We start from the raw sequence: 14,722 nt of genomic DNA, 5'->3' as shown, positions 1-14,722 counted from the left end.
GGTATTTTGCACCACAAGGTCGACTCCCGATACCGGTGATGCTCACATTGTACACATAATGAGCGGCGATAAGAAACGCGTGCAGTTTCGGGCCCCAATCGCCTCATCGATCGGGCCGACGCACTGGCCGCAGTCCTTGGGGAAGACCGAACAGATGTGCTCGTGACCGCGCTTCGGGAGTACCTCCAAGACGTCGCTCACGACGACGCACTCACCCAAGAGATCGGCGCCGCCTATTACGACGATGGGATCACCTTCGAGCAGCTCAAAGCGCTCGTCGGCGCCGAGGAAGCGGCCAACCTCCGAGTGTTGAAACAGCAGTTGGACGAGGACTTCATCGACGAGGTCGCCGACGCATAGAAAGCCCTCGGCCGCTCGGCATCCCGCGACCCACGCTGCGCTCCTCGTGCCTGTGGTGCTTACGGAGTCGGGGAGCAACCGAGACGGCCTCGCCCTTTCTGAATCCACCAGGATATCGGCTGTGTCAGTAAGCGTCGAGCCCGGTTGAACAGGTTCTTTGTTACGGCACGCCCCGCTCGCCGCTTCCGCCCTCCGCGTCGCTCGCGACCGACCATTCCGGGCGTGCGGGCGCTCTCCGTACCGCGAGCGCCCAGTCCGGGCTAAAATGAATCTGGTCTCGACGGCAGCGGGTATCCCCGTCGGTTGCGCCCCCTTGCGGGCTTTCGCGTTCCAGCGCTTTGTGCCGCCTGTCTGTACAAAGCGGGTCGCGAAGAGGGACGATGGCTAACGCAGGCGGAAGTCGCTGCGGCGGCGAGCGTCACTGCGACGACCATCCGGTCGCACCGAGACACATTAGAGGAGCAGGTAGCCTGACAATGCTTCTGCACAAGCACTGTTGGAAAGAATATTTTCTTAAGAAATCTATTTGTTTCCAGAGAGCGTAGCACCCAGTATGACCGAGACGTGGGACGATGTCAACCAGCAGGTCAAAGCGGACTGGAAAGCGGAGACCACGCCGTTCGAGCGGGTGTACGAAATCGTCGAACAGACTCACGACGGGCAGTCAGCAGCCGAGATAGCCGACCGCGCACTCGTGAGCGAGCCGACGGCACGCCGCCACTGCAAGACACTCGTGAACACGGGCTTCGCGGAGACGGATCAAGACGGTCGAACAACGCTGTACAAGCGAAACAGTGACCGGATATTGATGTCCCGGATCCGTGAGCTTCGTGACGAAGCGAGCCGGACGGAGTTGCTCAACGGCATCAAGGAAATGAAAGCCGAGATCCGGCGCTACGAGGACCGCTACGACGTGGTATCACCTGAAGAACTCGCCCAGCAACTCGACGCCGACGAGATGGAGGGGTGGGACGACCTAACTGCATGGCGAACGACGCGACAGAATCTCGCGGTCGCCCAAGCTGCACTCGCATACGACGAAGCCAGCCAACAGTTCGCGGTATGAGCGACAACGACCGTGCCGGCGAGTTCGGGCCGATTTATCTCCCGGCGCTCCAGCGAATTCGTGATCTCTGGCTGGAACTCGAACCGTTAATCGAGACAACATCGTACGATGACGTCGTCGCCCCCACGGAACTGCAGATTAGTCTCACTGACGGGCTCGGCGACGCCGACAGCGCTCGGCTCGATATCCAGTGGAGCGAACTGGGGATGTATTCGTTTCATTACGTCGATTCCGCTGACATCAACTGGCGATTTGATCGCCACCCAAACACACATTCATCCGAAATTCACTTCCACCCTCCGCCCGAGACTGCGACGACGGATGCCGAACCGTCGTGTATCGACGTAACCGAGGTCTCACTCGTGGCTCGTGCCGTCCATGCAATGTGGCGAGCAGCGTACGAGGATGATGAACTGGATCGGCTGAATAGTGCGTCAAACCCACCTTAACGGTACATTAGCGAATAGCGCGGTCAGCCACGTCGATCATCTGCTCACGCGCGACATCGACAATCGGGTGTGAATCCACCGCTAATTACTCAGAGACAGGCCCTTTGTACTCCCAATTGAGGCTGTCGCCCTGTCGGCGGACGATATACTTGTAAGGGCCATGTAGTTCACCAGATTGACATTTGCAGTTGTCCTTGCCACAACTGACCTTCTTGATCACCACCGTCCCGCCACTCGATTCCTCGACAGCTTCGATTGACTCACCCTCGCCGGCGTCGATATCTTCGGTGGCGACGTCCTGGCGGTACTCGAGGAGATCATCGATCCAATCCTGGAGGGCGCGCAGGTCTGCGTCATCTTGCTTTGGGACGCCCTCAGCAAGATACTGGGGAAGCGAATCGGGAGATGGTGGTTGGCCGGGCATTGTCTTACCAAACAATAGAGATTGGCAAAGAATAAATGTTTGGTAAGATTGGACGCAATACCCTCCAGCTTTTCCGGAGCAATCCCCGGTAAGGACGACGTAAACAAGAGATTAGCAGGGTATCAGTAGCATCGGAAGAGCTGGATATGGAAGGGGATTCAACCCTCCACCGTTTCCGGAGCTATTGTGCGAGATAATGAACCCCCTCCACCACTTCCGGAGCTTTGTGCTAGGTAGGTCGAGACGAGCGACACGCATGGACAGTACTAGCTCAGAAGCTTCTGAAGGCGTAGACGAACTGAAATCTCGATATTGAGTCAGGCCAGTTCGATGCTGAAACGATGAACGCGAGCTGGACGGATGGATGTGAGTATGACCCTCCACTGTTTCCGGAGCTTTTCCTGAGACCAGATTTCACAAACCCTCACTCCACCATTTCCGAAGCTATCTATGAGAGAAGGAAAGGGATCAGTGAAAGACACACCGGCAATCAACTAAGATCAGTTTTTCAGATAGGTTTTGTCCTTTCTCACTAGACATATTTATTTTCTATCACGTATTTTTCGCGCTAGTACGGTGATGGTTCAGGTGTTATTGTCTTAATTCTTTGGTGAATATTAGTTCCCTTTCGGAATGCGTGATGAGCTGTCTTTCGCATAGCTTCGGAAACAGTGGAGTGAGAGGGGGTTATAAAGAACTGTGGCTTCGGAACCACTGGTGTGTGTATTCTTTATGTACCCACGAGCTTAGGACGCTTCGGAAGCTAAGGAAGCGGTGGTTTTATCATATCGTCCTGTGTGGCGGTCTATCATGGGGATGTTCCAACGAGACCATCAGGTGTTCGCTGATGCAGAGCCCCTTGATGACTCCTATGAACCCGAGGATATTCGTGAACGGGACGAGGAACTCGAAAAATATCAGCGAGCCCTTCAGCCGATTATCGATAACCGCCCGACGTCCAACATCTTTCTGTACGGTAAGACAGGAACGGGGAAGACCGTCGCGACGAAATTTATGTTGTCCCATCTCGAGAACGACGCTGTTGAGTACGATGATGTCGATCTCTCGACCGTTTGGGTCAGCTGCGAGAATCTCTTCGTCATACCAGGTCGCCGTTGCTCTCGTCAACGAACTCCGTGAAAGCCAAGACAAGGACCGCATCAGCACCACTGGCTACTCTCAGCAGCGGGTTTTCGATATCCTCTATGAGGAACTCGACGCGCTTGGTGGCACAGTCGTGATTGTCCTCGACGAGATCGATAACATCGGCCACTCTGACGACATCCTCTACGGTCTTCCTCGAGCACGGTCGAATGGCTACGTCGACGACGTACGCCCAGTAATCGTTGGCATCAGCAATGATTTTCAGTTCCGAGACAACCTCTCGCCGAAGGTCAAGGACACGCTCGCCGAAAAAGAGATCCTCTTTCCACCGTACGACGCGAATCAACTGCGCTCGATTCTCAACCCCCGCGCCGAGAAGGCGTTCCACGATGGTGTCTTAACGGATGATGTCGTCCCACTCTGTGCAGCATTTGCTGCTCAGGACACGGGATCTGCTCGACAGGCAATCCGGCTGCTTCGTGAAGCCGGCGAACTCGCGCAATCTGCCGATTCTGACACCATGACTGAGGAACACGTCCGGGACGCTCAAGACGAACTCGAGAAGAACCAACTCTACGAGGGGATGCAGGAACTCACGACACAGGGACACGCTGTCCTCTGTGCGCTTGCGTATCATCAAGCCCTTGACGATGTTCCGGTTCGCTCTCGCGATTTATACGAACGATACGTGAAGATTTGCGACCGGCTTGAGGCTGACAGCGTGAGCGAGCGCCGTGTTCGCGACCACCTCTCGGATATGAATATGCTCGGGCTCATTAGCGTCTATGAACGAAACGAGGGACTCTCGGCTGGTCGGTATCACGAGTACGAGCTTGACGTTCCACTGAAATCTGTGCTGGAAGTCCTACTCTCGACGACCCGCTTCGAGGAACTTGCGAACATCATCAAGTCGACGGCCGACGATAACAACCTTCTCCAGTCAGATATTTCCGACTACTGAGTGCGGACTACTACGATTCTAAAGAGAGGTGCCTTTCTAAGTCACAGAAAAGCCCGGAAACGGTGGAGGGTAGTGACCGTTCTCGCGCTCTGGAAACTAAGCAAAGTGCGTGTAATCAGGGTCTTACCAAACTTTTTGACTACTCTTCACCTTCTATGTTTGGTAAGAATGAGGGGCCCCAATCGCTAATTTTATCCATATTCTGTAAGTGAACTAAACTACGTCAAGAGCGCTTGAACACACTATCTATGCAAAATTGGTGAGCTGTCCACTCATATTGAGTTTTGAAAACTCCGGGTCATGTGGTCTAAGCTTGCAAAATCCCTCACAAGTCCTAATGGGCCGAAATAAGTTTGGCTGGATTCTGTATATATCAAAAAGTCAATTATATTTGGCTATAACATTGTACTCGGAAACTGATGATCACTAAACTGGTGGCTGGCATGTATGGCCGTCAGCAAGGCAACCACGTAAGATCTGATTGAGCGATTTGGTCTTGATCTCTGAAGGTTGATAACAATTTTTGACCAAGGGCAGGCGGTTTGTCAGCATTGGGTTTGTATTTTGGTTTCAACCAGAGTGTTAGATCATATTCAGTGTCTACAGACGCAAATTTTGCTTGCCCGCCGACGGCCCAATTGCTGGGATTTTTCGCAGGTGTGAGTCTCATACGGATTGATGAGTCAGCTTCAAATATGCTGAGACTTTCCCGCAAGACATCGTGGGGGTAGATAGAGTGGAATGGACCTGAGCAAGTATGAACTTCCGAGGGCTGGACTCCGAATACCATCTCGGTCAACTCACTCCACGCGTATGCGCACATCACTTGGTCACTCACACCCAACAATACATGCTCAGAGTATCCCGAGTCAATTTTCGACAACAAATCTAACCCAGATACAAGTTTCGTCGCAGTACCCTCTAAATCAGCCTGAAACTCAGGTTCATGGAAAGTCCCCTCCCACCGTCTCCTGTCGGAAAACGAGATGTTGAACGTCAGCGATCGGTCAGAGATGGTTATTGTTCCGCCAGTCCCGTCCGCTCTCGATGTAACTGTAAGCTCACACACGTCCGTCTCAAAGGACTTGAAATAATCCGCGAGGGCTCTGGCATCGACCATTATTTTCTTCCCTACATCTCCATCCGTGGTGTCCCCGGTTTCATTCGCGTCAACTACCGGTGTGGAGCCAAATACGCAGCATCTATCATTGTCACTTCGCGTGGCTAAAATCACTTCATCTCGTTTCGCAACAAAATGGACTACGTCTCGGATAGTAGCCGTATTCACTGAAGCGGGCGAGATGTGCAACGGAAACTTGTCCTGTCCATCGTGAATCTGTACTCGGCATTACGTGGTTTACACTCCATCGTTGTACTTCGGGTAGTCGCCAGCACAGACCTCTATCACACCCGTCAAGATCTCCGACTTATTCGGAGTCAACCCTAATTGATACTTTGGGGTATAGAGTATCTTTGTCAGCATGTATATATTGTACAAATACGTAGCCATACACATCGAAAAGAACTGGTGATCTCGATCCTCAACTCCTATCTCCGGTCTGAGTTCCTTCACTTCTTGTATCGTTGTCTCAATTGCCTGTCTCCGATTATGGAGCGCCAAAATCTCATCTGTATCCATACCGTCTTCCTCGATATTCGTGAAAAACAATTGCACTTGCGAGTCCTCGCCGTATCGGTGTACTGCTACCAAATTGACGTCTTTATCTCCGACACTTACCCCACCCCAGATCGTTGAATCCCCTGGATTTGGCAGCTCTTCTTCTGAGGGAAAATCTTCGCGTTCAGGGTTATACCCTGTCCCGATTAGCCAGTTTTCGGAAACAATATCCTCGCATGCCTCTATAACTCGTTCCGAATCGTATTCGCCATCGAGGCAGAGATTCTTCACACCAATGATTTTGTCTATAATCTCTAATCTGTCTTTGAATTTATCATGCGTTTGGTCTTTCGAATCGAACAGATCGATGTTCCAGACCAAACGGAACTGATTCTCAACACCCGCAGAGATCGGAAAATACCACACTTGTGTATTGCCGGAACCGATCGTTAAATCAGAGTCCGCGAGGGCACTCTTCACAAGGGTTGGATCTTGGGCGACAGTAACGCCGTCGTCGAAAATGTCAAGCTCTCCGACTAGTTTTAGCATGTCAAACAGTGCCTTATCGAATTGACCCCCGATCGATTGTAAGTCATTCTGAAATCGGTCTTCTTGTTCGGGATATTTCCCGACGTTTTGATAATAATTAGTCGGGCCGTCTAAATCGACATTACTCGGATAGCCATGCTTCACTGAGCCCCTCGTCGCCGTCAACAGCCCGAGCGAAAAGAGCGATATATCTCTCGAAATCCTGGGATGCATTCGATGCTCGGTTGAATGCGAAATGGGATCCCGTCCTATCGAGCAGATATCGTATGGTAGTGTGCAATCCAGTGCGCTCAGTCTCACGCGTCACCTGTGCGAGCGCCTCGTCGTAAGAGAGTTTGATATCGTAGTTATCGATCGTCCGTTCTGGGAGTACAACTCCGAATCGAACTGCACCCCAGACAAGACGCTTGGCGACGTCCTCAAGGAGATCCCGGTACGTCTCGGTTGGGGATCCAGGAGTTGCTGATTTCCAACCGATGGCCTTCTGATTTATCGTATTCGCAGTCGGAAAACTCTCATCGGTGTCAAAGCCGATCCGTTCGGCGACCGTTGGATTGTTATATAAATATTCGCGCAAATCTTCGAACGTAATACCGTGTGCATTCCGCAACACCAACGCGTTTACGTACTTCCGATCGAGGTCGAACTCTTTGTACGTCACATATTCTGCGTCCAGTCCAGGGTGCTCTACTTTGTCAAACACGTAGTCAACAAACTCGTCGACGAGTTCTGCCGATTCCGTCGATTTCGTTTTTTCACCTAATGACTTCTCAGTCAGATTCTTCTCTCGAAACGAGAGTGCAATAGCGCGTTCATGTTCCAGCTCTGCCACATCGTCGACAGGGTGCTCAAATAGCGGGACTTCCTCAGAGTCATCACTCATACACTACTGGCTGTCAGTTGGAGTCACTTCGGTATTTGTCATGAGCTGACTTCTCCCCGCTATCTTGGTTCCGGTACAGTTTATCAAATGACGTCTCATCGGTATTATGGTTCGCGTCGCTGGGAGCTAAGCTATCAGCATGATCTCCTGATGAATTGACTGGGCCACGGACCGATTCATCATCATCATCGACGTCGTCATCGAACTGATGGACCATAACCGTGTATTCTCATCCATATGTAAATAAATTATGCTAATTTGGTAACCAATGTGGGATTTTTCTTACTGTATAATGGTACAAAAAATGAATACCTGTTCGTGCTTTTTACCTGACGTCGGTGGTTTTCCGACAAGTAGCACTCGATGGGTCTGCAGTCGACGGCCAGCAGCGTCTGAGACGGCTTGAAGCGATCAACGTTGTCGCAGTAATCGATGCGCACGGCGTACGTCGCTCAGTGACGCTGTGCCCACGAGAGGCGGCCGTGAGGGAGTGTGGCTGCTCCACCCTTGGATTCTGAGCGTAAATCCGTGTCACAGACAGCTCCGTCCCATTGCCGTCCCCACTTCTCCGGCAGCTGGCAATCGGACCCCAGATACTCGATTCGCATACGCGCCGACCGTCTGCACCGCTTCTGTCAGCCACTGCCCCCCACTGTCAGCAGATGGGGGAAGGCAGGCCGTTACTTACCGAGGTGGAGTCGGTGCTCTGACTCGCGGTCGGCAGCGTCCGCCGTGACCTCCGTCTGCTCGCCGTCTGCCTGCCTATACAGCTTCGTCAGCGGCAGCTGGAAGGCATGCGCACGGCGTTCCTTGCGCGGTCGTCCGGTAGCCGACATCGTAGACGTCGGCTACCGTCGGCCGGTTGTACCCGGCAGCGATCGCCAGCCGGATCGCTCGTCTTCGGCACGCTTCAGTAGCGTCCGCGTGTTCTCCGGGACGCGGCCGCGTGCCGAGACATCGATATCGTCGGGCAGCCCCACTCGCCAGTGTCGACATCCTTGTCGACGATCTGGGTCTCGCGTTCGTCGACGAGACTATCTGGGCCCAAGCACCGACAACCGCTCGCGGATAGTCATCTCGGACTGCTCGATACTGACAGCCTCTGCTATCTCGCTGGTCGAGGCGGGGCCATCCTGTTCGAGATAGCCCAGGATCTCGAAATCCTGCGGGAGCAGTTCTGGCCGGTCGGCAGGCAGGGCTCGGTCTCGACATCGTCGGCCGTGGGCTTCCGGTGGAACCAGCCGTGGCAGTGCCGGCACAGCGTCACCAGATTCTTCAGGTCGTGTTCCTCCATGTGGTCGGGATTGCGCTCTTTGTGGTGGATCTCGAGGCGGGCATAGCCGCCACGCGTCGGCCCCACTACGCCACAGAATTGGCGCCAGTCATCCCGGGAGAGCGCCTGGTCGCGGGTCTCCTGATCGACTGGTTCGTCGGAGCCGCGGTGGTCCGTCATGGGTTCTCACCACCCTGCTCGTTGGTGGGTGGTGCGTACGATACGTCGATTTCGATGGGTGCGTTCGGTCGCATATTGTCGTGTTTGGCAGTATCTTGGTTCGGCCACGATCCGATCGGTGTCTGGGACTGGGGGATCGCTTCAAGAGTCACAGTAGCCGTGGCACTGATCGAGTTAGCCATCGCGTGCAGGTGTCAGTGATTTCAAATTGAAGTCGGACTTACTGCAGTAGGGCTGGGCGATCTCGCCAAGCTGGGCGGTCCGGATGACGTCGGCAACGAGTTCCAGCGGATCGCTCATCGGTGGCCTCCGGCGCAGCATGTGGCTTGGAAGTCGGCTCCGCCGCCTGGTTCGCTGTCGGTCGGGGACGCGGTCGTCCTCGGCCGGCCGAAGCCGAAACTCACCGAAGCCCAGTTGCGAGTGGGTCCCGACGCGCAAGAGGCCGTTTTTGGCCGTCTGGATGGGGTCCGATCCGGCGTACCCGACGACCTGTCCGTGGTCGACCGTCTCCAGCGGATAGATGTCGTCACCGCGGGCGAGCGTACTCGACCGCGTCCGAAGGTCGCCCTCACCGTCCCACCACCAGGATCGACTGGTCGTCGGCGTCAGGATACTCGCTCGCTGTGACGTACGGCGTCAGCAGTTCCAGCTGGTAGGCATCGGCGGTTTCGAGCCGGTCGTACGCCAGGTCCGAGAGGTCGACACAGCGCGTCTCGACACACTCCATCAGCCCGAAGCCATAGTTTCGCGCGCCACCGAGACGCAGGCCATCGAACATGCACGCGGGGAACGGGAACGTCGTCTGGCCAGTGGGTTCGTCAAGATGGACGTAGCAGTGGACGTACCACGACACCGTGCGCTTCGTGATGCGTTTCTCGGGTGGCCGGCCGAGCTTCGCGTGGGGGCGTAGCCAGCGGTCGTGCTGAACTCCTGAAGTGGGTGTGTATTGTGCGCGTCACGCGGGCGTGTGTCCGAGAGCCAGCGCTGGGCCATATCCCGGAAGACGAACAGGTCGTCGTAGCGCTCGACCGGGCGCAGGCCCGTCCCGAAGAAGGAGACGCCACCCGACTGGGAATGGGCATCTGGAAAGCCGCCGTGTTCGCCCGGCACGAACATGCCGGCACTCACCTGCAGGTGGCGTTTGGTTTCTTCCGAGAGGCGTCGGGCGAGCGCGCTATAGAGGGCGTTGCCCGAGATGTAGTAGGGGGTGCCCATGGCTCGTCTCCAGTTTCAGGAGGACTTCCTGAATGCGTGTCACTGTGTGACACCCCCTTGTTTCCACTCACCATTGCGGCGGGCTGGCCTCCAACTCACTGAATTTCGGCGCTGGCTATCGAGCGTGCGAGGGTGGGTACGGAGCGCAGCCATAATCAGAGCCCCCCTGCCTTTCGCTGGGCGTGTAGTTCGAAGTCTTCGATGAACTGTAGCGCCGTCGACCACGACCGGATGCGCCGAAGTTGCGCATCAAGGTTGCGCGAGCGGCGACTGGTATCTGCCAGGAACGGGTGGTCGGGCAGCCGGCTCCAGACGTCCGCCCACGACCGGGCCGGGGCTGGGCCCAATGAAGCGGCCGGTGAATTGCCGGGGCTGGCCGTCAGACGAAGCGACGCGTAGTCAGTGTGGAGAATCGTCCGGTGTGAGACCGGATCGTCGTGGGCATCGTCGACGACCAGACAGAGGTCCTCAAAGCTAGCGCCCGCACGGTAGTTCGAGAGGAGTGCGGCCGCGAGGAGCGTGTGGTACTTGATCGACGTATAAGGGTAGTACACCGACTCGGTGAACTGGGCGGGCAGCGACGCGGTGAGCCAGGCGTCGTGCATCTCGGTCGGGTCCTCGATCTGAACCAACTCTCGGACTGCGCGTTCGATGTCGCCGTCCGTCTGATCAGGGTTGACCGCTGTGTCGCCGGTCAGCAGCGAGAGGCGGAACGGTGACTCGTGGTTCGCCACCGTCTGTTCGGGCTCGCCCCGCGGGCGGCTCAGCAACGCTGCGTCACGGTCGGCCCCCAGTGGCACCTGTTCGTTGACGCGGACGCCCGCGACACGGTCACGAGCGGCCGTGTGCGAGCGCATCATGAGTTTGTGGACGTCGTGCCGGTAGACCGCGAGCATCGGCTCCGCGTCGGTGTCGGTGTCGCAATCCGTGGCCGGCTCCGCGTGGGGCGTGGTGGGCTCGCTCATTCCATCTCACCTCCTGTGGGAACGGCGGTGGGTTCGGCGGCGGGATCGCGGGCCGCCAGCCGTGCGTGGAGCGCCCCGACGAACTGGTCACGGTACGCTTCGGTCCACTGCTCGTCTTTCTCGGTCATCGCCTTGGTCGAGTCCTTGGCCCGGTCGAAGACGCGGCGGATCTCCCGGTCGGTGTACAGCGGGTTGATGACCCACGCATCGGCGATGCCGGCGCCGAAGTTACGCGCGCCGCCGAGTTGGAACGCGAACTCGTCGCTGTGGGCGTCGAGGAGCTGATTGCTTCGAGGATGAGGCCGACGAACTCGGGTTTGAGCCGCGAAGGGTGAGTTTCCACGTCCCTTCGACGTTGCCCAGCACGTCGCGGTCGGCCTGGCGGAGTGGCTGGCCACCGTCGGTGTCGTTCCGGGACCGGACCTGGGTCGACACCTGGCGGTAGTGGGCTTCGGCTTCGCCCTCGAGGACGTCCACCTGTCTGCGGATCGGGGAAAACGAAATCGGGCGCCGGAGGAGTTTGCCCGGTTGCGAGCCGAAGCCACCGAACAGGTCGTAGACGACACAGCCCATCTCGTGGGCGTCCGTGCATGTTCCCTTCTCGTGGTAGCCGTCGTCCAGGTCACGCTCGTAGACGGCCGCGCGACGGTAGTCCGCGTTCGGTTCGCCCGGGTGGCAGGCCGTCGTGCCCGCGTGTTGGAGGACCGCTTCAGAGCCGTGGCGGGCCCAGCCACTCAGAGCGAACGACGAGATCTGCCCCCGATCTGGTTCATCGAATCGTCGGGTTCGTAGCGTTCGGCGGAGGCGTGATGCCGGTCCGTGACGATGCCGTCGCCGGTCGCAAGCAGGTCGATCTCGAAGCCGATGTAGATGTCGGGGAGTTGGAGGTCCGTGATTGGCTTCGGGAGATCAATGTCGACGTCGAGGTGGGCCGTCTTCAGTTCTGGGGTGTTCTGGCTCATCGGGGCCGATCACTCCAGTAGCGGCCCGGGCTATCGGCTCGGGTCTCGTCGTCGTGGTTCGCCGGCGTGCTTCGCCTGCGGCGATGGTTCTCGGTTGGTTCGCAGTATTGTCGGGGTCCGTCTTGGTGTGGTCTGTTGTATTCTGAGTTTTCGTTCGCTGATCGGGCGAGGGCTTGTAGAGTGTCTTCGTCGCGGGTGGGCTCATAACTCGCACGTCTGGCGCGAGTAGCACTGGCCACGACGACTGTGTCGCGCCGTCAGAGTACCAGCCCAATCGCCCGTCGGCGAGTAGCTCGCGAACACCCAACGTGTATTCCTCGGGCGGCTTGTGCTGGGCCTCACCGCAGGTCACGTGGCCGATTTTGTACTTCGTGATCCCTGCTGGTCGGAACACGTACGCGAGGACCGCGTCGCCGTCGTGCAGCGAGTCATCGAACACTTGGCACGTCGCGCCCCCTTCCCCGAATGGGATTTTTGCAATTTATATGTATCTTCAATTAACTCTCTGGCGGAAACTTCTTGAATCGATGGTGTAGAGTCTGTCATGGGTTCTTCCACGTCCTGTGGGAAACCCAGCCCGGTGTCTCTGCGCACCAGGCGCTTTAGTACACTACGCCCCAAGGGCTGGGCTCCATATCCATTATGAGGACTCATAATAGTAAAAGCCTTTCGGAGAACTCATAATGGGATGCCGGAATACCGTTAGGACTAATCAGAACGGAACTGAAATTCTGAGTAATGCCCCACCGTGACGAAGAGACTGGCCGGTACACCGGTGAGTACTCTACCGAGGACTTCCTCGATGCTATCGCTAACCAAGGTGGGATGGCTGGCACGGGAGAGATTGCAACTCAGGTTGGTTGTGCCCACGACACTGCGTATAAGCGGCTACAAAAACTGGAAGAAGAAGGAATGCTTTCGTCCCGAAAAGTCGGGAACACTCTCTTGTGGACCAGATCATAACAATCTGGATATCGACAAAGACAGGAATGAGTAAAGCCAGCAGCAGATTGACCGTGACCCATTTCCTGTGTCGAGCCATTGGAGACGGATCCATCAGTACGCTCGGTGGAGTTCTTGACTGTCCGCATTTGAACGACTAACGTACTCCAATCCAGTACCCAAAATACTCGGATCTAGTGCCTGGGCACCCAGGAGGCCTCTCCAATCGTTGTAGAACGGTCTCAGCATCTTGATTACCGTCTCGGCGGTTCGAGATTCTTCATTCGAAAATCAGAGCGAGCGACGAAGCGACCGGCCAGCAGGGCAAGTTCACGAGTTCGCTGAATATCGGCGAGATTGTGCGCGAGGAGAGGTCCCCAGTCGCCGTTATCGAACGCATCGACGGCCATCGCACTATCGTCGAATGGGTCGCATGTTTCGTTACCGATGAGGGAGTTGTAGACCCCGACCAGGTCGGAGTTATCGCCAGTATCGAATCGGTCGACGATCTGCATCATGTCAGCGTATGCGATATCTCCGAAAGGCCAGTCCAGGTCGTGCCGGTGGTATCTCGTACGACAGAACGGGAGATCGAATCCACCACGCCAGGTCTCGCCGTTGAATGCCGTAACGTAGTGTCTGTCTCCATTCAGTCTCTCGTCGACGAAGGAAGCGACGTCCTCGAGCTCTTTTCGGAGTTCGCGAGCGACAACTGTACGGCACCGTCCGAGTGGACATCTAAATCCCGAACGAGGTTTTTCTGGTCGGCATTGCGACCGTTGGTGTTGAACTAGCCACTCCCCAAGGTCGTGTGCGAAGCCGGTGACGGTGATGACGGCATCCTCGGTAAGCCCCGATGTCTCGATATCGAATGCAACTGGGTCGAGTTGGCCCATACTGAATCAGTATGTGGGTTGGAGTGTTAAACTCCAGCCAACCGGAGTGAAAGTGTCTTAGGCTTCGTTTTTCATGAAGTGTGGCCTTCCTAAATTACATAAAATGCACCAAATTGGTGAATATTGGTGTCGCAAGTCTGGCGAATATCAGTGTGACGACTGTCTGAGTGTGATTTTAAGTTCCCTGGAAGGTTGTGCAAATATGGTGAACTCCGGTGAATCGATTTACCATCTCTCTCGACGAAGAACTCGGTGAATGGGTGGAATTACAATCTGAGGAACGGGGCGTCTCAAAATCGAAGGTAATCCGCGACGCAGTCGAGGCCGCAAAAAGCGGTGACACAACGATGCTGCAGAGAAGTGAACTTGTGGATCGAATTGATGACCTCGAGAATCGTGTCGACGCTCTCGAGAGAGAACGTAATGAGGCCGCCACCGAGGGCACGGGCAAGATCCCGGCGGTCGAAACGGAGGGCTCCAATGATGGCGACAGTGATCATAATGAGGATGTTATCGAGGCGTTCCGAGAATGGCTATCTGACCGTCCACCGGAGACGGAACACGGTAAAGAGGCTATGGTTGAGACACTTCGGGTTCTCCGTAATGCCGATGGAGCTGTCAACCAGTGAAGTCCAAGATGCAGTCTATAAATCCCATAACGAGCACTATAGCGACGCTCATTCGATGTGGCAGAGTCTCAGCCGCAATGTCGATGAAGCGACACCCGGAATCGAGAAAGCAGGGTACGGGAAGTGGAGATACTCCGGGGATAAAGAAACGCTACAGGCCATCCAGTCCAATTGATTTTCGGCGGAAGCGTATCTTGTCGCTATAGATTGCCGAAATCCTCTGTTGGAATCTCGACGATTTTCCGG

14 protein-coding genes and 4 pseudogenes are annotated in these 14,722 nt (G+C 55.9%); 7 read left to right on the top strand and 11 right to left on the bottom strand.

From position 1 onward, the window contains the following. Positions 1-58: 58 nt before the first annotated feature. The 4 genes and pseudogenes from P1K88_RS17730 to P1K88_RS17715 all read left to right on the top strand — a co-directional run bounded on the left by P1K88_RS17730 (position 59) and on the right by P1K88_RS17715 (position 1,875). Positions 59-360 (top strand): annotated as a pseudogene (locus P1K88_RS17730) (hypothetical protein). A 318-nt stretch (positions 361-678) separates the two neighbouring features. After that, positions 679-834: pseudogene (locus P1K88_RS17725) on the top strand (transcription initiation factor IIB family protein); the annotation flags it as partial. A 79-nt stretch (positions 835-913) separates the two neighbouring features. Beyond that, complete coding sequence (locus P1K88_RS17720) at positions 914-1,426, top strand: winged helix-turn-helix domain-containing protein (RefSeq protein ID WP_276414231.1); 513 nt, start codon at positions 914-916, stop codon at positions 1,424-1,426. Further along, complete coding sequence (locus tag P1K88_RS17715; protein ID WP_276414192.1) at positions 1,423-1,875, top strand: toxin-antitoxin system TumE family protein; 453 nt, start codon at positions 1,423-1,425, stop codon at positions 1,873-1,875. The genes P1K88_RS17720 and P1K88_RS17715 overlap by 4 nt, the downstream gene beginning before the upstream one ends. Positions 1,876-1,960: 85 nt before the next feature. On the opposite strand, the gene P1K88_RS17710 is transcribed toward P1K88_RS17715, so the two are convergent. Further along, entirely contained in the window at positions 1,961-2,299 is a 339-nt protein-coding gene (locus P1K88_RS17710) for a DUF6788 family protein (RefSeq protein WP_276414191.1), read from the bottom strand. Between the two features lie 810 nt (positions 2,300-3,109). Here P1K88_RS17710 and P1K88_RS17705 point away from each other — a divergent pair. Further along, positions 3,110-4,364, top strand: a pseudogene (locus P1K88_RS17705) (Cdc6/Cdc18 family protein). A 1,357-nt stretch (positions 4,365-5,721) separates the two neighbouring features. Here P1K88_RS17705 and P1K88_RS17700 read toward each other — a convergent pair. The 9 genes and pseudogenes from P1K88_RS17700 to P1K88_RS18605 form a co-directional block, all read right to left on the bottom strand. Then, on the bottom strand, positions 5,722-6,531 hold the full coding sequence (locus P1K88_RS17700; RefSeq protein ID WP_276414230.1) for a transposase: 810 nt from the start codon (positions 6,529-6,531) through the stop codon (positions 5,722-5,724). Between the two features lie 121 nt (positions 6,532-6,652). Further along, the gene (locus tag P1K88_RS17695; protein WP_276414229.1) at positions 6,653-7,414 is read right to left on the bottom strand and encodes a hypothetical protein; all 762 of its coding nucleotides are present in this window, start codon (positions 7,412-7,414) and stop codon (positions 6,653-6,655) included. Positions 7,415-8,094: 680 nt separating this feature from the next. Beyond that, on the bottom strand, positions 8,095-8,250 hold the full coding sequence (locus tag P1K88_RS17690; protein ID WP_276414228.1) for a hypothetical protein: 156 nt from the start codon (positions 8,248-8,250) through the stop codon (positions 8,095-8,097). Between the two features lie 269 nt (positions 8,251-8,519). Then, positions 8,520-8,867 carry an HNH endonuclease gene (locus tag P1K88_RS17685; RefSeq protein ID WP_276414227.1) on the bottom strand — a complete coding sequence of 116 codons (348 nt, stop codon included), beginning with the start codon at positions 8,865-8,867 and terminating at the stop codon, positions 8,520-8,522. Between the two features lie 174 nt (positions 8,868-9,041). Further along, on the bottom strand, positions 9,042-9,167 hold the full coding sequence (locus tag P1K88_RS17680) for a hypothetical protein (RefSeq protein WP_276414260.1): 126 nt from the start codon (positions 9,165-9,167) through the stop codon (positions 9,042-9,044). A gap of 268 nt (positions 9,168-9,435) precedes the next feature. Further along, positions 9,436-9,720: a hypothetical protein gene (locus P1K88_RS18330; protein ID WP_336407614.1), complete on the bottom strand. Its 285-nt coding sequence runs from the start codon at positions 9,718-9,720 to the stop codon at positions 9,436-9,438. Between the two features lie 517 nt (positions 9,721-10,237). Beyond that, the gene (locus P1K88_RS17670) at positions 10,238-11,047 is read right to left on the bottom strand and encodes a DUF8168 family protein (RefSeq protein WP_276414186.1); all 810 of its coding nucleotides are present in this window, start codon (positions 11,045-11,047) and stop codon (positions 10,238-10,240) included. After that, a pseudogene (locus tag P1K88_RS17665) lies at positions 11,044-12,009 on the bottom strand (hypothetical protein). The gene P1K88_RS17670 and the pseudogene P1K88_RS17665 overlap by 4 nt, the downstream one beginning before the upstream one ends. Continuing rightward, positions 11,957-12,448 carry a DUF8112 family protein gene (locus tag P1K88_RS18605; RefSeq protein WP_473092257.1) on the bottom strand — a complete coding sequence of 164 codons (492 nt, stop codon included), beginning with the start codon at positions 12,446-12,448 and terminating at the stop codon, positions 11,957-11,959. Before P1K88_RS18605 ends, P1K88_RS17665 begins: the two are co-directional and overlap by 53 nt. Before the next feature lie 299 nt (positions 12,449-12,747). Here P1K88_RS18605 and P1K88_RS18525 point away from each other — a divergent pair, with 299 nt between their 5' ends. Next, positions 12,748-12,972 (top strand): helix-turn-helix domain-containing protein, encoded by a 225-nt coding sequence (locus P1K88_RS18525; protein WP_276414183.1) that lies wholly within the window; start codon positions 12,748-12,750, stop codon positions 12,970-12,972. 233 nt (positions 12,973-13,205) lie between these two features. On the opposite strand, the gene P1K88_RS17655 is transcribed toward P1K88_RS18525, so the two are convergent. After that, positions 13,206-13,847: a 3'-5' exonuclease family protein gene (locus P1K88_RS17655; RefSeq protein ID WP_276414226.1), complete on the bottom strand. Its 642-nt coding sequence runs from the start codon at positions 13,845-13,847 to the stop codon at positions 13,206-13,208. A gap of 215 nt (positions 13,848-14,062) precedes the next feature. Here P1K88_RS17655 and P1K88_RS17650 point away from each other — a divergent pair, with 215 nt between their 5' ends. Next, positions 14,063-14,476 carry a ribbon-helix-helix domain-containing protein gene (locus P1K88_RS17650; RefSeq protein ID WP_276414225.1) on the top strand — a complete coding sequence of 138 codons (414 nt, stop codon included), beginning with the start codon at positions 14,063-14,065 and terminating at the stop codon, positions 14,474-14,476. Positions 14,477-14,722 lie beyond the last annotated feature (246 nt).

Source organism: Haloarcula halobia (genome assembly GCF_029338255.1).
GTDB lineage: Archaea > Halobacteriota > Halobacteria > Halobacteriales > Haloarculaceae > Haloarcula > Haloarcula halobia.
Note: the sequence above shows the minus strand (reverse complement) of the source record. Positions and strands in the feature narration are given on the sequence as shown.